This is a genomic window from Synechococcus sp. W60.3, from assembly GCF_047502615.1.
In the GTDB taxonomy this organism is placed as follows: Bacteria; Cyanobacteriota; Cyanobacteriia; order Thermostichales; family Thermostichaceae; genus Thermostichus.
This window is the reverse complement of sequence record NZ_JANSHJ010000001.1, coordinates 147,323-167,056: the sequence shown is the minus strand read 5'-3', so window position 1 is coordinate 167,056 and position 19,734 is coordinate 147,323. Positions and strand designations below refer to the sequence as shown.

Annotated in this window: 16 protein-coding genes; 7 read left to right on the top strand and 9 right to left on the bottom strand. The window is 58.9% G+C overall.

From position 1 onward, the window contains the following. On the bottom strand, positions 1 to 1,837 hold a 1,837-nt coding region (locus NW846_RS00820; protein WP_414515109.1), incomplete at its 3' end, for a DUF4347 domain-containing protein. A gap of 1,121 nt (positions 1,838 to 2,958) precedes the next feature. Then, positions 2,959 to 4,035 (bottom strand): vWA domain-containing protein, encoded by a 1,077-nt coding sequence (locus tag NW846_RS00815; protein WP_414515107.1) that lies wholly within the window; start codon positions 4,033 to 4,035, stop codon positions 2,959 to 2,961. Between the two features lie 443 nt (positions 4,036 to 4,478). Between NW846_RS00815 and NW846_RS00810 the strand changes: the two genes are divergently transcribed. Beyond that, on the top strand, positions 4,479 to 5,180 hold the full coding sequence (locus NW846_RS00810; protein WP_011430909.1) for a hypothetical protein: 702 nt from the start codon (positions 4,479 to 4,481) through the stop codon (positions 5,178 to 5,180). A 67-nt stretch (positions 5,181 to 5,247) separates the two neighbouring features. On the opposite strand, the gene tyrS is transcribed toward NW846_RS00810, so the two are convergent. Further along, on the bottom strand, positions 5,248 to 6,501 hold the full coding sequence (gene tyrS / locus NW846_RS00805) for a tyrosine--tRNA ligase (protein ID WP_414347016.1): 1,254 nt from the start codon (positions 6,499 to 6,501) through the stop codon (positions 5,248 to 5,250). Between the two features lie 408 nt (positions 6,502 to 6,909). Further along, positions 6,910 to 7,272, bottom strand: a complete 363-nt coding sequence (psbU, locus tag NW846_RS00800; RefSeq protein WP_041438474.1) for a photosystem II complex extrinsic protein PsbU — start codon at positions 7,270 to 7,272, stop codon at positions 6,910 to 6,912. A gap of 214 nt (positions 7,273 to 7,486) precedes the next feature. On the opposite strand from psbU, the gene gcvP reads away from it, so the two are divergent. Continuing rightward, positions 7,487 to 10,417 carry an aminomethyl-transferring glycine dehydrogenase gene (gene gcvP, locus NW846_RS00795; RefSeq protein WP_414347015.1) on the top strand — a complete coding sequence of 977 codons (2,931 nt, stop codon included), beginning with the start codon at positions 7,487 to 7,489 and terminating at the stop codon, positions 10,415 to 10,417. 8 nt (positions 10,418 to 10,425) lie between these two features. On the opposite strand, the gene NW846_RS00790 is transcribed toward gcvP, so the two are convergent. Further along, a complete protein-coding gene (locus NW846_RS00790) occupies positions 10,426 to 11,208 on the bottom strand; it encodes a hypothetical protein (protein ID WP_099834815.1) in 783 nt (260 codons plus the stop codon). Between the two features lie 283 nt (positions 11,209 to 11,491). On the opposite strand from NW846_RS00790, the gene NW846_RS00785 reads away from it, so the two are divergent. Beyond that, positions 11,492 to 11,674, top strand: a complete 183-nt coding sequence (locus NW846_RS00785) for a hypothetical protein (RefSeq protein ID WP_168174230.1) — start codon at positions 11,492 to 11,494, stop codon at positions 11,672 to 11,674. Here NW846_RS00785 and NW846_RS00780 read toward each other — a convergent pair. The 3 genes from NW846_RS00780 to NW846_RS00770 all read right to left on the bottom strand — a co-directional run bounded on the left by NW846_RS00780 (position 11,671) and on the right by NW846_RS00770 (position 13,554). After that, positions 11,671 to 11,832, bottom strand: a complete 162-nt coding sequence (locus NW846_RS00780; protein WP_414347014.1) for an AtzG-like protein — start codon at positions 11,830 to 11,832, stop codon at positions 11,671 to 11,673. The genes NW846_RS00785 and NW846_RS00780 overlap by 4 nt on opposite strands. 139 nt (positions 11,833 to 11,971) lie before the next feature. Beyond that, entirely contained in the window at positions 11,972 to 12,535 is a 564-nt protein-coding gene (locus tag NW846_RS00775) for a hemerythrin domain-containing protein (protein ID WP_414347013.1), read from the bottom strand. Positions 12,536 to 12,681: 146 nt separating this feature from the next. Next, on the bottom strand, positions 12,682 to 13,554 hold the full coding sequence (locus NW846_RS00770) for a tRNA (5-methylaminomethyl-2-thiouridine)(34)-methyltransferase MnmD (protein WP_041438476.1): 873 nt from the start codon (positions 13,552 to 13,554) through the stop codon (positions 12,682 to 12,684). A 137-nt stretch (positions 13,555 to 13,691) separates the two neighbouring features. On the opposite strand from NW846_RS00770, the gene accD reads away from it, so the two are divergent. The 3 genes from accD to NW846_RS00755 all read left to right on the top strand — a co-directional run bounded on the left by accD (position 13,692) and on the right by NW846_RS00755 (position 16,071). Next, positions 13,692 to 14,636, top strand: coding sequence for an acetyl-CoA carboxylase, carboxyltransferase subunit beta (gene accD / locus NW846_RS00765; RefSeq protein ID WP_011430918.1), 945 nt, complete (start codon positions 13,692 to 13,694; stop codon positions 14,634 to 14,636). Between the two features lie 279 nt (positions 14,637 to 14,915). Beyond that, a complete protein-coding gene (locus NW846_RS00760; RefSeq protein ID WP_011430919.1) occupies positions 14,916 to 15,290 on the top strand; it encodes an STAS domain-containing protein in 375 nt (124 codons plus the stop codon). Between the two features lie 82 nt (positions 15,291 to 15,372). Next, positions 15,373 to 16,071 (top strand): class I SAM-dependent methyltransferase, encoded by a 699-nt coding sequence (locus NW846_RS00755; protein ID WP_099812983.1) that lies wholly within the window; start codon positions 15,373 to 15,375, stop codon positions 16,069 to 16,071. Here the strand turns inward: NW846_RS00755 and NW846_RS00750 are convergent. Then, positions 16,068 to 18,260 carry an NAD-binding protein gene (locus NW846_RS00750; protein ID WP_011430921.1) on the bottom strand — a complete coding sequence of 731 codons (2,193 nt, stop codon included), beginning with the start codon at positions 18,258 to 18,260 and terminating at the stop codon, positions 16,068 to 16,070. The two genes, NW846_RS00755 and NW846_RS00750, sit on opposite strands and share 4 nt — an antisense overlap. A 401-nt stretch (positions 18,261 to 18,661) precedes the next feature. Between NW846_RS00750 and NW846_RS00745 the strand changes: the two genes are divergently transcribed. Continuing rightward, a complete protein-coding gene (locus tag NW846_RS00745; RefSeq protein WP_414515104.1) occupies positions 18,662 to 19,714 on the top strand; it encodes a Fe(3+) ABC transporter substrate-binding protein in 1,053 nt (350 codons plus the stop codon). Positions 19,715 to 19,734 lie beyond the last annotated feature (20 nt).

Sequence of the window (19,734 nt, the reverse complement as noted above, 5' to 3'; positions counted from 1 at the left end):
GTGTCGGCGTTTCCGTCGGCGTCGGCGTGGGTGTCGGCGTTTCCGTCGGCGTCGGTGTTGGCGTCGGTGTCGGGGTAGAGGCAGGAGTGACTGTAATAGTGATGGTTGCTTGGTTAGAAATTAACCCTCCCGTGTCCTTTACTGTGTACTTGATTGGAGTTGTAGTACCTGTGAAACCTGGATCCGGAGTAAAAGTGACTTCCCCAGTGGATAGGTTAACGGTATATGTGCCTTCCCCAAGAACTGTCAGCATGGTTTGCTGTCCAGGAGCGGACGGGTCTAGGTCGATAGTATTGGGATCCAAGTTAAAAACGTAGGCTGTGTCATTGGACAGCACATTGATGGTGACCGGTGTATTGGCTGGGGTGGTGGCTGAGTCATTTTTAGCAACGGGGTTGTAAGCAACAATGCCCCCTCCTGCCGTCATGTCCCAACCGCCAGGGGAGCTACCTGTGTTCGTCGGAAATGTTGAAAATTGCTTGATAGATACCGTTACATCATTCCCGATTACTGAGTATCCATAGAATGTTTGACCAGCAGATATGCCTAGATCCTGATAACTTACAAAAACTCCTGCCAACTTTTGGCTGCCTGTAGAAGCCACTATGTTTGTATTCAGGACTTTAGTTCCACATTGGTCAGAGTGAACGTTCGTCTTAGCTATCGATGTCCCTCCTACCCAGATACCAGCACCAACTCCAACAACAGGGTTATAGGCATATTGTTCAGGATCGGAATCAAGTTTTGTAATAGCAGCAATCTTAAAAGGATCGTTTCCGCCTCTGTCTAGGAGTAAGAAGCCAATCTTATCAAGACCCATGCTCGGAGCGGTTATGCCACCTGGGGTAATGAAATCAACTCTTTCTATGTTGTTAAAAGCATTGGTACCATCAGGAAAGTTTACAAAAATGTTATCTGCACCTGCTTTGATAACTGGATTCAGAGGATTAATTAAAAGAGCTTGCTCCATGGCTGTAATTCCCAAGCCACTGGGAGTGTTTGGGTCAACAACCCAGACTACGTTGCAGGTGCCAGTCGCATTTTTGTTATTAACCCGCCTCAGAACAACCTGAGTGGTTGCATCGAAGAGAGAAAGCTTTTGACCACTGACATCAATATCTATAAGCTTGAAGCTGGCATCTAAGGTGGGCTTGGCTCCTACCTGCAGTGTGTGCGGATAGCTGTGATCAATTACTCCTTCGACCACAATCGTGGGAGCGGTAACGCTGCCAGCCGCGGCTTCTAAAATCCAATCTGCTCCAGCTTTGGCATGTCCTGTGAGGTTGGTAGAAGCAGCGATATCAGCTCCTGTCAGGCGGGCTATTTGCTCTATGAAAAGTCTGCCCTCCAGCCCTGCCGCCACCTCGCAGCCGTAGATTAAAATGTCCGCATCGTCCGCAAGGCTAGATTTCCACTTTGCCAGTAGGTCCGCGTACTCGGGCAAGTTTTCTCGGTTAAGAACTCTTCTGCCCAAGGAGAGTGAGCCTGCCTGCCCGTGAGACAGGATGTGCAGGGTTTTGATGCCTTTTCGTCCTCGCAGTGTCTCTGTGATCTGCTCAATCCCATCTCTATTGGGATCCAGAAAAACAACTTCTGCTCCAGGACGAATGCCTGCCAGCAAGATCGCCAAGTCCGGCAAGGCTTGATCGATAAAGACCAGCTCATCCTGCTTGGGGTGTTGTAGAGACGTTTCCCTAGACGCAGAGAAGCTAGCTTGCTCTACCCCCAAGAGAACCATTAGCAGGGCTGTGGAAACGGTGCCCAAGCTGCGACTAAAAAAGCAAAGCAATCTTTCCAGTTGACCAGGACGAAATGAAGACGGTTTTGAGGTCAGCATTCAACACTCCTCGGCTCTCTCAGCGCGTTCTCTTGAAACACAAAATCAGCTCACATCAAACTTGACTAAAACGAGGCAACCATCAGTTGTCTACCCTCACCGAAACCGTGTTGCTAAAGAGCAACGAGCCCGATGCTGAACGAACAACAGCTCTGTTGGTGATGATGGTGGGAAGAGCGGGAGCTTCAGGAGCAGGCACCCCTGTGGGCGGAGCAGTTGGAAGCTCTATCGGTGGGGTGGGTCGAGGTGTCGGAAAGTCCGTCGGTGCAGGAGGTAGGGGTATGGGAATGCGGAGGCGGCAGGGCTGATCCGATTGATTACCTTCTGGGGCATAGCAAACGCGAATGAGATCCTCCACAAAGCGGAGCTGATTAAGACTAAGTTGATCCGCTTGTCGAATGATGTCAGTGATGATCTCCTCCAAGTTTCGCGCTGTTCTGGAAAGAGGTACGCTGACAAACAGAATATTCTCCAGATCCCTAACTTCGGGGGGAGCTAAGTTGGAGAAAGGTACTCTATCCCGTTCCCGCAGCAAGATGCGATAAAGGGCTTCGCTCCAAGGGGAAACATCCACGGCTGCGCTGAAAACAAATCCCCGCAGGGGTGTAGGCTGGCCGGACTGACGCCCTTGGCCCAGGAGATTGGACTGAACCGATACCAATTTCCCCGGCGGCTGAGTAATCGATCCGGAAAAGGGGATGGTGAACCGCAAGTTGCCCTCCAAGGCAGTGGTTGACAGGGCAGGCAACAAAATGTCCCCTCTTGAGCTTAGGTTGAACAACTCAACCTTATTGCCTCTTGAAAAAAGCGGCCCTCCCGAACAAAGGGCGGCTGTTGAGCCTGAAGGGCAAAGCTGAGCAAAGGGATCCACCACCAATCCCAAAATGGCAGAGGTAGAGCCAGAGCCAGAGCCGGGATCCCTTGGCGGCGACCCCACGGTCGAGAGGCTGCTGGAGGTACCACCACCGCAACCTTTCAGGAAAACCGTTAGGGAACCTGTAAGCACTGCCGCCAGGACAAGCGCAGCCGGTTGCCAAAATCTTCTGAGTATACCGAGTCGTGGAAACATTTGCTTATCGCCTCGCTCTCGATTAGGGATGTTGTCAGCCTGCGGAATGACTCTAGCGGGATCCCACCGTGAGAACAGCGTCGCTGAATGGCGCCACAAAACGACTTCCCTCTCTCTCGACCCGCAGCTCCCCGCTGAGAAGATAAGAACCAGCAGATAGCGGAACGTTGCTTTGCACCCTCACCTGCAGGCGGTGCTCCCCAATGGCAGCAGGGAATAAGTTGGCAAAGGTAGCTTCCAGCCCTTCAGAAAACCGTGCCAGCACAAAAGTCCCCTCAGTAGCTGCAGCCAGATCCTGTAACTCCAGAAGATTCAAATCGACCCCCAATCCAACCACATACACGGTGAGTTTCTGTCCTCGCTCTCTGGCCAGGGCTGTCAGCTCCTGGGTAGTTTGGTTGATGGAGCGGGTGCTTTCGTTGTCGATACCATCGGTAAACACCACCAAACGGCGGTTGAAACGCTCGGTGGGCCGAAAGTCGCTTAAGAAACGCCCCGCTTCCACCGTGGCATCGTAGAGGGCAGTGTTCCCCCCCGGAACAGCGCGCAAAACGCCTCGTCTCAGCAGCTCTTTGTCGCCGGTGAAGTCCTGCAATAGCTGAGCTGTGCGCAGGGGCTGCCCCAAAGCTGTAAGGCCAAAACCTGCCCCCCGGTTGTCAAAGCGCAGAATAGCGCCCAGATCCAGGGGTGCAGGGCGAAATTGATCCAGGAGCCGAAAAACAGCCAGGAAGCGCCGAGATTGGGGATCCAAAACCAGCAAGCTGCCTGAGCCATCCATCAGCACTGCCATGAGCAAAGGCCGCTGAGCCAGATCCGACGGGGGGTTCTCGATCCGGGTGGGTGTCAGGGTCAAGGTTACCGGCTGCGGGATCCCTAGCAAATCGGTTACCCGGTTCACCTGCAAGCTGACCTGGCCGGCGGAGAGCTGGGTTACCGGTTGGGGCGGATCCCCGCCTTGCAGGAGGGCGATGTTGAACTCCATTTCCCCTTGTGTGCCAGAAAAGGAGCGGGTCAGAGCCCCATTGAATGTCAGGCGAGCTTGGGATCCCAAAGAAGCAGGGTCGATCCCCGTGCTACTGGAAGAGCCACAGCCGGCTATAGAGATCCCTAGCAGGATCAGGGCAATCACCCAGCTAGTTTCTCGGTTTTCTGGTCTATTAAGTCGCATTGTCAAGACCTGGCGGGAATTGACTGGAAGCACAGACAAGGTCGAGAGAAAAGGCAAAATCGCGATGTAACGCTACCATAGGGAGAGCCGAAAGAGTATCGTAGAAAGAAACACTTGCAAGTAAAAAAAGATACTAAAAACTTGTCGATCCTCAGGCGATGGCTTTCAGAGGTGACAGTTTTTTTAAAATAAGCGTCCTTGTTTAACTTTGGCTTTAGAAGCATGGCCTGTGGGGTTGGGGAGCTTCAAGAGGCTTGCCGGCCAGCCTAGAAAAAGCTTGGCAGTCCAGTTTTGCCCCCATCTCCTCTCCCGAAGGCGGGCAGACGCCGCCTGAGGTGCATGGGAACCCGTCCACAGGTGTAAGCTCTAATAGGGATCCCTCTGGGTGAGGAGGACGGTCAAACATGGCGGCCAAGCAACTGAAGTTCTACTGGAGCCCTCAGTACCAGATCTTTAGCTGTGACGGGGCCAAGCTGGAGGGGCACGGCTCCATCCAAACCAATCCCTCGCATGACCTGGTTCACTTGTTCATTGCCGCCAACGGCAAGATGCCTTGGCAGCCGGTAGAAAGCCGCGAGCAAACCTGCTTTGCCGAGTACAACGCTGTACTGCTGGAGCACCTTTTGGTCAACTGCTTCAACGCGGCAGCGCTGGGATCCATGGCCCCAGAGCAGATCGTTCCGGAGGCGCGAAAGTTTTTGCAGTGGTTTGTTTCCGAGCATTATGCGCCTTTTCCGGTTTCCGAAGAAGAAGCCTTTCGGCGCTTTGCCGAACACTTGGATATCGAGCGCATGGTGCGGCTATTCCCCTACTTCTACAGCCTGCGCGCCTGGGAGTGCTTCAGCCCCACTTACCGCAACGAGGTTTACGATTTGGAATTCACTTCCGAAGACGATCCGGTCAAAGAAGCCCCGGAATGGGCGGCGGATCCCAATATTTTGGAGACCCAAGAGCTGGTGCGGCAAAAGCTCGCCGAAGCTGTGGCGGAGGCAAGATCGATCCGGCCCCGGCCAGAGCCCGTGTTAGCTTCGCCGCTGTTTAACCCCTCAGCCAAGACCAAGCAGAAGAAAGCCGGGCTCGGCTTTAAGCCCATCCCCACCTGTTGAATAGTTGTGGAACCATCGAGCTCCCCTCATAGAGGGGTTGGGGGTGAGGGGAGAAAACCAAAGCTGACTAGTTTGTGCCGACCACCAAGCGGCAGAAGGCCTTCTTGCCCACCTGCAAAACCCGCCCGTCCAGCTCAGAGGCTTGGGCAAACTCCAGGTCGGGATCCTCCACCTTTTGCCCGTCCAGCCGCACGGCGCCCCCTTGGATTTGCCGACGGGCCTCGGCAGCGCTCTTGCAGAGGCCGGATTCGCGCAGGATGTAGCTCAGTTTTACCGGGTAAGACAAGCACTGGATGGCAAAAGTGGGGATGGATCCCGTTTCAACGAGATTGCCTTGTAACACCAGCGCTTGGGCGGTGCGCTGCGCCTCTTCTGCGGCTTCAGAAGAGTGAAATTGGGCCACGAGGGTCTTGGCCAAGAGGATCTGGCGCTGGCGGGGATCCGCCGGCAGCTCCGAAAGAGGCACTGAGGTGAGCAACTCGAAGTAGCGCTGCACCAGGTGATCCGGCACCTTCTCCAGCTTGGAGTACATGGTGAGGGGATCCTCGGTCAAGCCCACGTAGTTGTTCTTGGACTTGGACATTTTCTGGTAGCCATCTAAGCCCTCCAACAGGGGCACCGTCAGGCAAAATTGAGGGGTTTGGCCCTTCCACAGTTGCAGCTCCCGGCCAACCAGGAGGTTAAAGCGCTGGTCAGTCCCCCCTAGTTCCACGTCGGCTGCCAGGGCCACCGAATCATAGCCCTGCAGGAGGGGGTAGAGAAATTCGTGGAGATAAATTGGCGTCCCCGAGCGGTAGCGCTGGGCAAAGTCCTCTTTGGCCAACATCTGCCCCACCGTCATCTGAGCCTGCAGCTCGATTAGCTCGCTCAAGGTAAGGCGGGCCAGCCACTCGCTGTTGCGGCGCACCTCCAGCCGGCCAGGGGTGGCAAAGTCCAAAATCTTGGCAGCCTGCTCCAGATAGGTGCGGGCATTTTCCTCCACTTCTGCCGGCGTCAGACGGGGACGCGCCTCCGATTGGCCAGTGGGATCCCCGACCAGCGCCGTGAAGTCCCCGATGAGCAAAATAGCCACATGGCCAGCATCCTGGAACTGGCGCAACTTGCGCAAGACCACCGCATGGCCCAGGTGCAGATCCGGCCGCGTGGGATCGATGCCCAGCTTCACCCGCAAGGGGCGATCGGTGGTGGCCAGGCGCTCCGCCAAGGCTGCCGCTCCCCCTGGGAAGACCTCGGCCACTCCCCGCTGCGTGATCTCGGCGATGCGGGGATCTCCCTGGGCTGACGAGACAGCAGTTGGAAATGTTCTCGAAGTTGGCTCCATCCACTTGGCTCGATGAGCACCATGGGCTATTTTAAGCCCATCAAAACCTTCGGGGTACTCTGGCGACGGGGGATAGAGACTGAGGAGGGCAGCTCCCCTTGGGTCTCACAACTAGCGGGGGAATTCCCAAGGCCATTGGGGAACTACTGGGCCCCCCTTTCATCCCCCCGTGTACGAGGGGACAGAGGGGGGTTCGGGAACGCTTGGGGAGATCTGGCGTAGTGACAAGTAGGTGAAGAAGTTAGTGGCCCGTCACTAATTACTAACCACTAGCCACTAGTTAGTAAGTGCTGTCGTGGAACCAAGAACAAGAATCCCCGCCCTTTAGGGATGGGGGGTATGTCGACGCAGGCTTCATAAAAGCTGCAGAGAAGCAGAAAGCTTTCTCCCCTGCAGACCCTGCCAGGATCAGCCGTAGTATCCCTGGTTGATCCGGTTTTCCAGTTGGTTGGCTCCCTCTTGGTACTCCCCAAACACGAAGTTCTCCGCGTTCGCCTTGATCAAGGCCTTCTGTTGCTCCGTCAATTCTGGGATCTGCAGCATGTCCTCCAGGCTGTTGTAGGGAGCATTTTTTACTAGGATGCGGGCCAGGGTGGGATAGAAGCCGGGCAACTGGCGGTAGTTGCGCAGGATGGTGTTGTTCACGTCGATGGGAGTGTCAAGATGTTTCACCGGCGGCAGCTCCGCCGCCACCGCCGGGATCCCCAAGGGGACCAAGCACAGACAGAGCAGCAACAGGATAGACACCAAGGCGGACAGGAGCCGACGCATAGCACCACCTCTCCAGACAGAGTTGAAAGCAGTCATGACAACGCTCAGGGGATAGGTCGCTAACATTCTCCGACCATTTAGTGTCTCATCCCCGCTCCCCCGAATCGAGACCCAGATTCAAATTTGGATCCCGACAGAAACAATTTTTAACAACTATGATCGGGGAATAGCCTTTTGGCGGCTGACCGACTTTCCATCGCTTTTGTTTTGCCCCATGTCCGACTCCACCATCCTCCATCCCCTCAGCCCCTCTGGACGGGAGACGCCTCAACCCCTCTCTGCCGTCGATGCCGAGCTGGAGCTGCTAGAGCAGCGAGAACTCTTCCTCTGGCGGCACATCGGGCCGGACGCCCAGCAAATCCGTCAGATGTTGCACGCCTTAGGGCTGAGCTCTCTACGGGAATTAGTGGATAAGGCGGTACCGGCGGCCATCCGCAGCAGCCGACCCCTGGGCCTGGGATCCCCCTGCAGCGAGCAACAAGTATTGGCGGAGCTGAGGGCGATGGCGGCCCAGAACCAGGTGTGGCGCTCCTTTTTGGGTATGGGCTATTCCAACTGCCTGACGCCGCCGGTGATTCAGCGCAACATTCTGGAGAACCCCGGCTGGTACACCCAGTACACCCCCTACCAGGCGGAGATCGCCCAGGGGCGGCTAGAGGCCCTGCTCAATTTCCAGACGATGGTGATCGATCTAACAGGCATGGAGATCGCCAATGCCTCCCTGCTGGACGAAGCCACTGCCGCCGCCGAAGCGATGAGCCTGGCCTACACCTTAGCGGGCAAGCAATCCCCAGTTTTTTGGGTGGATCGCGGCTGCCATCCCCAGACCATTGCCGTCGTGCAGACGCGGGCAGAGCCCTTGGGGATCCAGGTGCGCGTGGCGGATCCTTCGCAGTTTGAGCTTGAGCATGGCTTTGGCGTGCTCTTACAGTATCCCAACACCTATGGGGAGATCCGGGATTACCGCGACCTAGTGGAGCGGGCCCACCAAAGAGAGATGGTGGTAACGGTAGCCGCCGACTTGCTTAGCCTAACTCTCTTGCAACCGCCAGGAGAGTGGGGGGCGGACGTTGTAGTGGGATCCACCCAGCGCTTTGGGGTGCCCCTGGGCTACGGCGGCCCCCATGCCGCCTACTTTGCCACTCGCGAGGCCCACAAACGGCTGCTGCCGGGGCGCCTGGTGGGGATCTCTCAGGATGCTCAGGGCAGGCCGGCCCTGCGCCTGGCTCTGCAAACCCGGGAGCAGCACATCCGCCGCGACAAGGCCACCAGCAACATCTGCACCGCCCAGGTGCTCTTGGCCGTGGTGGCCTCCATGTATGCCGTCTATCACGGCCCCCGAGGCCTGCGGCAAATCGCCGAACGCATCCACCGCCAGGCCCATCACCTAGCGGCCGCGATTCGCCAGCTGGGCTACAGGGTGGGGCCAGAGTATTTCTTCGACACGTTTTGGGTAAGGGCAGAGTCCCCCGCCCAGGTTGGGCAGATCCAAGAGCGGGCCGCCCAGCGGCGCATCAACCTGCGCCGGATCGACGAGATGACCCTGGGGATTAGCTTGGACGAGGCCACCACCGCTCAGGATCTGCGCGATCTCTGGCAGATCTTTGCCGGCTCTGAAGAGCCAGCCTGGGATGTCGAGGGCCTGGGTTTGGATGCCAACCAAAGCCTGCCCCCCCAGCTCTTGCGCACCACTCCCTACCTCACCCATCCGGTGTTCAACCGCTACCACTCGGAAACGGAGCTGCTGCGCTACATCCACCGCCTGCAGAGCCGGGATCTCTCCCTTGTCCACTCCATGATCCCCTTGGGCTCCTGCACCATGAAGCTGAACGCCACAGCCGAGATGCTGCCGATGACCTGGCCGGAGTTTGCCCAGCTCCATCCTTTTGTGCCCCTGGAACAAGCTCGCGGCTATCAAACCCTCTTTGCCCAGTTGGAGCAGATGCTGGCGGAGATCACGGGCTTTGCCGGCGTCTCCCTGCAGCCCAACGCCGGATCTCAGGGGGAATACGCCGGCTTGCTGGCCATTCGCCGCTACCACCAGGCGCGAGGGGAAAGCCAGCGGCAGGTGTGCCTGATCCCCACCTCTGCCCATGGCACCAACCCCGCCAGCGCTGTCATGGCTGGGATGCAGGTGGTGAGCGTGGCCTGCGACAGGGCCGGCAACATCGACCTCGAAGACCTGCGGGCCAAGGTGGAGCAGCACCGGGAACGCCTGGCTGCCCTGATGATTACCTACCCCTCCACCCATGGGGTGTTTGAGGAAGGGATCCGCCAGATTTGCCAGATGATCCACGAGGCCGGGGGGCAGGTGTACATGGATGGGGCCAACCTCAACGCCCAGGTGGGCCTCTGCCGCCCTGCGGAGCTGGGGGCCGATGTCTGCCACCTCAACCTGCACAAGACCTTCTGCATCCCCCACGGCGGCGGCGGGCCGGGGGTGGGGCCCATTGCCGTTGCCCGTCATCTGCTGCCGCATTTGCCCGGCCACCCCTTTTTGCCCGGCTGCAACGGCCCGGTCAGCGCCGCCCCCTGGGGCAGTGCCAGCATCCTGCCCATTGCCTGGGCCTACATCCGCCTCATGGGATCCGCTGGCCTCACCCTGGCCACCCAGGTGGCCATCCTCAACGCCAATTACATTGCCAAGCGGCTGGATCCCTACTACCCGGTGCTCTACAAAGGGCCGGGGGGATGGGTGGCCCACGAGTGCATCCTGGACCTGCGCCCCCTCAAGAAAAGCGCCGGCATTGAGGTGGAGGATGTAGCCAAGCGGCTAATGGACTACGGCTTCCACGCCCCCACCATCTCCTGGCCGGTGCCGGGGACAATGATGGTGGAGCCCACCGAGAGCGAATCCCTAGAAGAGCTGGATCGCTTCTGTGAGGCAATGATCGCCATTCGCCAGGAGATTGCTGCCATCGAGCGGGGCGAGATGGATCCCGTGCGCAATCCCCTTAAACTTGCCCCCCACACCGCCGAGGTAGTGGCCGCCGACCACTGGGATCGCCCCTACCCTCGCTCCCTAGCCGCCTATCCCCTCCCGTGGGTCAAGGAGCGCAAGTTCTGGCCCAGCGTCAGCCGCATTGACAACGCCTACGGGGATCGTCACCTGGTGTGCAGTTGTCAGCCCTGGCTGGAAGGCTAACCCTCAGATCAAGCCGCTTGTGGTTTCACTTGGACCAGCTCTGAGCAAGAGGAGAGGAGTTGCTCGGCCTCTTGCATAAGGCGCTCAGTCTCTGGCAGCGAGGCCAGCACCAGGGGCAGCACCTCCTCATCGGCCTTGACGGCATTCTCGGTTTCTTGCAGGAGATTGATCGAGTCCTCGGTAAGCAGGTCAGCCACCTGCGACAGTTGCGCCTTCAGCGAGGCGTTCTCTCGCTCCAATTGCGCCAGCCGCGCTTGCAGGCTATCCACTTGCCGATCTCGCTCTCCCAGGGCTGCTTCCAGCTCACGGTTGCGGGCCTCCAACGCTTGGCGGGCTGCCTCTGCTTGGTTCAGCCGTTCTGTCAAGCTTGCCAATTCCTCCTCCAAACTGGTGAGGCGACTCAACTGTTGCAAAAGTTGGGCATTCTCTGCTTCCAGTTTTTCAATCAACGCCTGAGCGCTCAACAGATCTGCTTTGGTGGACTCCAGCTCGTGACAGACTTGGTCATAGTTGGCAATCAGCTCGCCCAGCCGAGCTTCTCTCTCCCGAAGTTCTTCTCGCAGGGAACGGACCAAGCGATCCCTTTGTTCGACGCCCTGTTGTAACTGTTCGACGTCCTGCCGCAGGATAGGCAGTTCATCCAAAGCTTTCCGGGCCGTGACCAGAAGCCTCCTGAAGCTCTTCTGCAGGCGGCTGTGGGAGTGATCTAATTTGGCGAAGGCTTCGTTGAGCGAGAGATAAGCCTCGCACAGTTTCGTGTAGCGCTGGGCCAGAAAAGTAGGGTGATCCATAGTGCAGAGTCCAGGTGGGGGTGCCATGTCCATTTTATGCCGCTCATTCTATCGACCCAAGCCGGAAAAGAGGTTATTCGCTACAACAACCGTGGGATTAATTTTACTTTAAGATTTTCCTCTCTCTGGGCAAACAGCTCACGTCCTGCCCCGGCAAGATTCAAACTCTCTGGCAAAAACAAAGGGGCAAAAGCGGCCCTCAAGAGTGGCACATTTTTACCCCTATCGAGGAGATTATAAATTTAGCGTCTGGAGCAAAGGATTCAAAATTAAAACACTAGATATGGTTCAAACGCGCCTAGAGGGAGCATCTCCTGGCTCAGGCAGGCCGCGCATCCGGGATCCCCAGCGCTTCCAGATGGGCGGCGGCCCGCAACAGGTTGGCCTCTTGGTAGGGGGCAGCCACCAGTTGTACGCCAAAGGGCAGGGATGTTGGCAGGCCGACAAAGGAGAGGGGCTGGGTTAGAGGCTCATCTTCTCAACCGTCGGCAGCAACGGAAGCTCCAGCAGCTGTTGAGCAAGGGGCAAGAAGCGGGCGAAGTTTTCGATCACCTCCGCTCGATGGTCGGGATGCAGGAGTTGGGCCCTCTGATCGATGTAGGTTTCGGGATCCCAAGGTTGCATCGATGCAAGGGGTCGGCTGGGGAAAAAGTACCACAAGCCAGCTTGCCAAAACCAGCAGAAAGTTACCCAAGGCAAAATCCAAAGACAAGACCGTCCTTGGCTAAGGGGTGGCCATCGACGCCGTGCTACCTTGCGGAGGCTAAAGGCGTTCGTGGGGAAAGACAGGGCGAGTTACTGCCTGCCGCTCCCATTCCTCCAAGCTGGGGCGACGACCGGCAGCAGAACTGGAGGCGCTGGCCTGCAGGCGCTTGCGGAACAGGCGCAACTGCTGCTGCTCTGCAGCGGGGGAAACATGCTGGGCAAAGAGGGGATGCAAGAGCTTCTCTTCCTGCTCGAACTGGGCCCGCAACTGCCGATAGAAGTGAAGAGCAGAAGTGGGATCCAACTGCTGCGGGTCGCGCTCCGCCTGGTGCAAAAAGCGCGTCAGCTCCGGGATCTGATCCCGCAACTGCTGCTCCAGCCGGTCAATTTGGGCGCTGCGGTGGGGATCCGCCGCCAGAGCCGTCCTGAGCAGCGGGTAAAGGACATGGCGCTCCAGTTGAATGTGGCGGGAGAGGCGCTGCCGCAACCTTTGCACACAGAGACGCCGCTGCTCCAGATCTAACTCCGGAGCTCGAGAGAGGCGAGCCAAGAACTGCAGGGTAACACGGTGCTGTTCAGCACAAAGGACAACCAGTGTACCGGCAGAGGCCGAAGGAGACATAGCAGCTCACCGGAGAGAGGGCTTCACTTTAGCTTAACTTTGTCAAGACGCGGCAGCTTGCGTAAGGGTACGGGACTGGTGCAGGTGTCTTGGATACACTCAGACAGCAATTCCGGCAAAAGCTGCCCAGATCTGCACTCCGGTCGCTAGGCTTGCACAGGCCAGCGGCGTTTCCAGGCGGAAGTGGGCTCAAGGGGTGAAGTTTGCTGTTCTCGCTGGCGTTGCAGCCGAATCTGGGCTCTATCCCCTTGCAAGGTAGGATCCCGGTAGGGCACCGCGGCGCGGGTTCGCAGGTGCTCCCACTCCATGGGCGAGAGGGGCGGCAGGTGATGCGGTTGGGGCGAGGCCACCGTGCCCGGCCAGGGGCGGCCCACCGGCGGCGTCGAGCCAATGAATAGCCCCGCCTCCAGCAAGGCCGCCCGCACCGCCGCCGCACAGGAATAGGTGGCCAGGATCCCGCTAGGGCGCATTCGCTCGGCCACTGCCCGCAAGAAGTCCACCGTCCACAGCTCCGGGCAAACCGAAGGGGAGAAGGGATCCAAAAACACCGCATCCGCCCATCCCGGCGGCACCTGGAGCAGGGTTTGCCGGGCATCTCCCCACAGCAGGGTTCCCCGCCAGCGCGGCGATTGCCAGGATCCCTGCTCGATCAAGTGTTGCCACTCCTGGCCAAAGCTCCAGGTGGATCCCACCCCCACCTGCCAGGCCTGGCGGGGCACCTCTGGGGATCGCTCCAGGCCAATGACTTCCACAGGGCAATCGGGCCGCACCTGCCAAATCGTCTCCAAGGCCAGGCCGGAGTTGTAGCCGAGGCCAAAGCAAATATCCAAGAGGCGAATGGGATCGTCCGGATCCCGCTCCAACGGCAGGCGATCCAGCCGGCAAGGGCGGACAAACTTCTCCAGCGCTTCCTGGGCAGCGCCGCTGGTGTTATGGAAAGCCTGCCCGAACTCTTGGGAGAAAAAGGTCAGGGATCCATCCCCTGTGGTCAACACCTGCCACTGGGTTTCTGCGGTCATGGGCTATTGCAAGTCTCTATTTCCAGCTTGGCGATTCTTTGATAGCTTGAGAACGTTAAGATGAGTTTCGCAGCTCACCGGCAGGGCTTACAGATTCAGCTCTGGCCATCCCTAGCTAGGGGGGTACCTCAGCGGCTATGTCTTTACTGGATTGGTTTGCCGAGCGGCGCAAGCAGACTTCCCTTAACTTGACCGGCAGCAGCCCCTTCGACAAAGAGCGGCAAGTGCGGGAGATCGCCGACGGCCTGTGGCAGAAGTGTCCGGCTTGCGACGCCCTCACCTACACCAAGGATCTGCAGCAGAACTGGCAGGTTTGCCCGAGCTGCGGCTATCACCATCGCATCACGGCCCCGCAGCGGCTGCAGCAGCTTTTGGATCCCGGCTCCTGGCAGCCCCTTGACGAGCACCTGGCCCCCACCGATCCGCTGCACTTTTTCGACCAAAAGCCCTACGCCGAGCGACTGGCCTCTTATCAGGAGCGCACCCAACTTAAAGATGCCGTCTTGACCGGGCTGGGCAGCTTGGAAGGGATCCCAGTGGCGATGGGCGTGATGGACTTCCGCTTTATGGGCGGCAGCATGGGCTCGGTGGTGGGCGAGAAGATCACCCGTCTTACCGAACGAGCTACCCGCGATCACCTGCCCCTAGTCATCTTCTCCGCCTCGGGGGGAGCCCGCATGCAGGAAGGGATCCTCAGCTTGATGCAAATGGCCAAAACGGCAGCCGCTCTGCAAAGGCACCGCGAGGCCGGGCAATTGTTCATCTCTGTGCTCACCCATCCCACCTATGGGGGGGTGACTGCCAGCTTTGCCATGTTGGGGGATTTGATCCTGGCCGAACCCGGCGCCCAGGTGGGGTTTGCCGGGCCCAATGTTATTGAGCAAACCATCGGCAAGGGCAAGCTGCCGGAGGGCTTCCAGACGGCCGAATATCTGCTGGCCCACGGGCTCATCGACGCAATTGTGCCGCGAACCGAGCTGCGCAGGCGCCTGGCCCAGTTGCTGGCCATGCACCGTCCTCGCCTGCGTATGTCCCTTCCCGCCCTCGAGCCGACTTATGCGCTCGATCCGGCCAGGATCTGAGATGGGGAGCCAAGGTTGGATCCCTCTGCCTGCAGGCGGAGCGGCTAGCTCCCCTCTCCCAAAGGGAGAGGGGTAGGGGGTGAGGGATTGCTCCCCGTCTGAAGAGGAAGTGAGGGTAGCTGCCTCAACGCTGGGCCCCGCAGACAATCTCAACCAGTTGGAAATTGCCATGGCAAAGAGGGATACCCTCTCTTTCTGCATAAGAGGGATTTCCTGCCGAGGGGGTAATAGCAGCAACCGATGGTGCTAAGGTGGGTCATGAGGTCTTGACTGGAAACGATGGATTTTAAGCTGCGCATCCGTACTGCCGAAACCCCCCAGGGGCAAAAGCTGGCAATCGTGCCCTTAGAGGGTCGCTTTGACGCCAAAGCCGCTTCTGAAGTCCGGCAGTTGCTGCAGCAGGTTTTGGATTTTGGCTACCACAACCTGTTGATCGACATGTCGGCGGTTACCTTTATGGATAGCTCCGGCCTGGGAGTGCTGATCTCGGCCTTGCGCAAGTGCCGGGCTGCCGGCGGCAACCTCAGCCTCTGTTGCGTTCCCGAAAGTGTCTCCCTTGTCCTCAGCCTCACCTCCATGGAAAAGGTCTTGACCTGTTTTGACGACCTAGAGACGGGCATCGCCAACTTCTCCACCGCTTCTTCCGCTCGCTAGGCCGACATTCCTTTTTGATTTGCTTCGATGCCCTTCCTGCGCTGCTGACCTGGTTCCCAGGATTCGTTGAGAATGCTCAGCCATGCCCCAAACCGGCCTCGATACCTTTCAGCTTCTTTACCAGCACCACCGTGGCCCCAGCTTTTGCGAGCGCATGCTGGCCACGGCTCCTGGGCGCTTCAACGAGGCCTTTTGGCGGTTTTGGCAGCAGCACGTTGAGCCTTGCTTGCCTGCTGCGCCCTGCCTGCTGGATCTGGGAACGGGGCCGGGGTATGTCCTCCGGCAGTGGGCCCAGCGCTACCCCGGCGGACAGTTGATCGGCGTAGATCTGATGCCCTACATGTTGGAGCGGGCTAAAGCCGACCTCAAAGACATCCCCGGCATCCAACTGCTGCAAGCGGACCTCCACGATCCCCATTTGCCCCTGCCCGATAGCAGCGTTGACGCGGCCCAGGCGGTGGTGGTGATCCACGAGATGGTGCAGCCGGTGCGCCTGTTGCAAGCGGTGCGGCGTCTACTCAAGCCAGGGGGACGATTTTTGCTAGTGGACTGGGTGCGCGCCCCCCTCAGCCTCTACTTCGATGCCGCCACCGAGGCCCAACTGTTTCAGCCGGACACCCCCCTAGATACCTTGGTGGATCAATTTACCCACTTCTACGAGCACAACCGCTTCAGCGCCGAGGACTTGGCCTGGCTGTTGGAGAAGGTTGGTTTAAGAGTCGTGGCCCAGGAGCTCTACGGGCAAAATCGCTTTGTGCGTCTTGTGGCCGAAAAGCCCTAGAGGACTTCAAGGATCCGCCGCTCGCCGGACTGCACCTGGGCAAACACCTGCACCTCGGTGCTCATTTTGCGCAGTTGGCGGGCCAACTTAATCGCCTTGTCGCGGGGGAGAGGGGGGCTCACCACCGCCGGCAGACAGCGCAACAGCGGCTTCAGGGCCGTCTTGGGCAGCCGCGCATAAAACGCCAAGGTGGAGAGGATCTCGTCTTCAAAGTAGGGGTTGCGACATTCCAAAAGGCGCACTTGATACAGCTCCGGCGGCAGAGGGCGTCCCTGGGCCAGGCGAATCAGGGATCCCACCGTCCCCATCACATACAGGCGATCCCCCCGCTTCAACACCGTCTCGCCCTCTTTCTGCCAGATCTTGGGGAAAACACAGGGCCGGCCCGGTCGGGAGTGATGCAGCAAAATTGCCAGGTCGTAATCCTGGGCCAGTTGCCGCAGGGACAGCCCCAGGTAAGGGCTGGAAGGCGAAACCTCCAGCAGCGTCACCAGCAGCGTTTCCCCCTCCCAAGTTAAGGTGCCGTAAACGGATCCCACCAGCGCTGCCGTGGCAAAAGCGCGCGCCCCCAGGGCGGTGGTGCTGTAGCTGGTTCCCAGCGTCTGCAGATGCCGCTGCATCCGCGCCGCCACCTGGGGATCGGTAACCCGCAAGATGGTGCGGATCCCCGGTTGCAGGCTGTGGGCGGTCAGGGCGGTCTCGAGGTTGGTGAGATCGTCAGGCGTCGTGCAGATCAGGCAGCGGCTGCTTTGGATGCGAGCCTGTTGCAGCGTGCTGGCCAGAGCGTAGTTGCCCCGAATCACCACCGCCCCCTCCCGTTCCGCCGCTTCCACCAGAGGGTTGTCGCTGTCGGGCTCCACCACCACCACCTCATAGCCCATCTGCCGCAACAACTGCAGCACCAAGTAGCTTAGCCGCCCCAAACCGGCAATCACCACATGATCCGCTTTGGGCATACGGGCGGCTCGGCCCAAGCCAAAGCGGCTGCTCACCAACTTGTCGGTCACCAACCCGTAGATCAACCCCACCAGGGCAGCTCCCACCAAGGTCATGACCACCGCCACCACCTTCACCCCCAGCGGCGTCTCCGCCTGCTGAAAAGCCTCGATGTCGCCATACCCCCCTGTCAACACCACGATGGTCAGCAGCAGCCCGTCAACCACAGATTTGCCGATAATTCTGAAATTAATGACCCCCAGCACCAACATCGCCCCCAAGGTGAAGGTGAGGGTATGCACGATGGGCTTGACCTGCAGCAGTCCCTGCAGGCTTCTGCGCAGCCAAGATAGGAGGCCCCGCCCGAACGACTTGCCTCGCCGTTGTTGTCGCCTGTCTTGCGCCTGTCCGCTGGCCCAGCGTTGGGCCCGCGAAGAGCCGCGCCGCCCGTTGCGCTCCAACAGTTGCAGATAGGATCTGGGGTCGCAGATCACCAAAATGCGATCCCCCTCCAGCAGCTCTGCCTCGTGGTCGAAATCGTCGAAAACCCGAGACTCGGAAAAGTCGGACAGCCCGTCCACCGGGTAGTGGAACAGCACCCGCGCCCCAAAGGTTTCCTCCAGTTCCGCGAGGGGCATGTGCAGCAGACGGGAGTTGTAGCCGATGGTCAGCTCCACCACGTTCCAGAGGGTGGTCTCTTGGGGGGCGCCCAAATAAAGCGGATCGGCCAGCTCCGGCGGCAGCGTGGCCGGCTGAGCCTCCAACTGGGGCAGCTCGAAGTAGCCGACAAATTCGTCCGAGACAGCCTTGAGGGCAAAGGCCGGAGCCGCTAAGCCGGCAACCGATAGGGAAAAATGCTGCGGCAAAATCGAGTCCAGGTAGCGGGCAAGGCCGGTGTTAAACAGACGAGAGACAATGCGCGCCTGCGGGTTGAGATCTCGAATCAAGAGGGCCAGCTCGAAGTTGGCCTGGTCGTTGTCCTCCAGCAGCAGCGCCACCTTGATCCGCTCGATCCCAGCCCGGCGCAGCACCTCCGGCTGATGGGGATCCCCCTCTACGTATTGCCACGGTTCCTTTAACAAAGAAGGCCGCGGGCCAGGAGCCACCACCACCGCGCGCTGTCCAAAGTCTTCCAGAATCTGCAGCGTCAACGCTGCCAAGTCGTTGTAGCCACAGACTAGGAGGAAAGCACCTGGATCCCGGCCATTGTCTTGCAGTTGCTCATCCGGCCCTTGAGAAGGGGAGCCCACCATACTCCACCATCCACCCTGCTCCCTTTATACCCAAGGCAGCTCTAAAACCCCAACCTACCCAAAATATTCCAGTAAGGGATCCCCTTGCCCGGCCAGCCGCATGAGGAGCGACCTTGGCTCTTGTTTCCAGCGAGAGTTGGCGGATCTGAGGCCAAACGGTTCAAAGATGAGAACAACTCCCAACAGCTTGACTCGGTACTTAGGATCCTCTATCATTGCCCCAGAGCAAAGTTCTTGAATAAAAATCTCAATAAGCTTGGCCTAGACAAAGATCAAAAGGCCGGCATTTGGGAAAACTCCCCTGCTTTCAGGGGAGGGACTTTCAAGTGCTTTCTCGGGTAAAGGCATTGCTGACTGGGTCAATGCAGCAGCCTTTCTTGAAATGTTTTTGAGTTTAGGAGTTGGGTATGCGCTTATCGCGACGGCAATTTGTCAGTGGAGCCACGCTAGGTTCTGCGGCTCTGGCAGCAGGGTCTCTTCTGCGTCCGGCCCATGGCGCCAATCGGGAAGTGAACCTCTACACCTCGCGGCACTACGGCACAGACGAGAAATTGTACGAACTTTTCCAGCAGAAAACGGGCATTACCGTGAATTGGGTGGAGGGCAAAGCCGATGAGATCATCGAGCGCATCCGCAGCGAGGGATCCAACAGCCCCGCCGACATCTTCATGACGGTGGATGCTGCCCGGTTGTGGCGCGCTCAGAACGAGGGCTGGTTTCAACCCATCCAGTCGGAGACGCTCTCCAAAAATATTCCCGAGTCTCTGCGGGATCCAGAGGGCTACTGGTTTGGCCTGACCAAGCGGGCCAGGGTGATCATGTACAACAAGGACAAAGTGGATCCCAAGGAGCTCTCCACCTACGAAGATCTGGCCAACCCCAAGTGGCGGGGCAAGGTGCTCACCCGCTCCTCCAGCAATGTGTACAGCCAATCTCTGACGGCCTCGATCATCTTGGCGCATGGGATCCCGGAAACCGAAAAGTGGGCCCGCGGCCTAGTGGCCAACTTTGCCCGCCCGCCGGAAGGGGGAGACATCGATCAGATCAAAGCCGTAGCTGCTGGCGTGGGGGATGTAGCCTTAGCCAACACCTACTACCTGGCGCGCTTGATCAAATCCGACAATCCTGAAGATCGGGCCGTAGCGGAAAAGGTGGGCGTCTTCTTCCCCAACCAAGAAGATCGCGGCACGCACGTCAACATCAGCGGCGCCGGAATTTTGAAAACTGCTCCCAACAAAGAGGCGGCCATCCAGCTTCTGGAGTTCCTCTCCGGCCCAGAAGCGCAGGCTATCTTTGCCCAAAGCAACAACGAGTACCCGGTGCTGCCGGGGGCTGAGATCGACTCGGTGGTGGCCAGCTTTGGCACCTTCAAGGGAGACACGATCAACGCCGCCAGCATCGGTCGCGTGACCCCCGATGCCCTGATGGTTATGGATCGGGCCGGTTGGAAGTAGATCATGCCTCCAGGACAGGC

Bases quoted from the DNA above. Each gene is read 5' to 3' on its own strand.
- tyrS (WP_414347016.1), bottom strand. From the start codon at position 6,501: ATGGAGCCAACTTCGAGAACATTTCCAACTGCTGTCTCGTCAGCCCAG.
- gcvP (WP_414347015.1), top strand. From the start codon at position 7,487: ATGTCCGACTCCACCATCCTCCATCCCCTCAGCCCCTCTGGACGGGAG.
- NW846_RS00780 (WP_414347014.1), bottom strand. From the start codon at position 11,832: ATGCAACCTTGGGATCCCGAAACCTACATCGATCAGAGGGCCCAACTC.
- accD (WP_011430918.1), top strand. From the start codon at position 13,692: ATGTCTTTACTGGATTGGTTTGCCGAGCGGCGCAAGCAGACTTCCCTT.
- NW846_RS00755 (WP_099812983.1), top strand. From the start codon at position 15,373: ATGCCCCAAACCGGCCTCGATACCTTTCAGCTTCTTTACCAGCACCAC.
- psbU (WP_041438474.1), bottom strand. From the start codon at position 7,272: ATGCGTCGGCTCCTGTCCGCCTTGGTGTCTATCCTGTTGCTGCTCTGT.
- NW846_RS00760 (WP_011430919.1), top strand. From the start codon at position 14,916: ATGGATTTTAAGCTGCGCATCCGTACTGCCGAAACCCCCCAGGGGCAA.
- NW846_RS00785 (WP_168174230.1), top strand. From the start codon at position 11,492: ATGGTTCAAACGCGCCTAGAGGGAGCATCTCCTGGCTCAGGCAGGCCG.
- NW846_RS00790 (WP_099834815.1), bottom strand. From the start codon at position 11,208: ATGGATCACCCTACTTTTCTGGCCCAGCGCTACACGAAACTGTGCGAG.
- NW846_RS00775 (WP_414347013.1), bottom strand. From the start codon at position 12,535: ATGTCTCCTTCGGCCTCTGCCGGTACACTGGTTGTCCTTTGTGCTGAA.
- NW846_RS00750 (WP_011430921.1), bottom strand. From the start codon at position 18,260: ATGGTGGGCTCCCCTTCTCAAGGGCCGGATGAGCAACTGCAAGACAAT.
- NW846_RS00810 (WP_011430909.1), top strand. From the start codon at position 4,479: ATGGCGGCCAAGCAACTGAAGTTCTACTGGAGCCCTCAGTACCAGATC.
- NW846_RS00770 (WP_041438476.1), bottom strand. From the start codon at position 13,554: ATGACCGCAGAAACCCAGTGGCAGGTGTTGACCACAGGGGATGGATCC.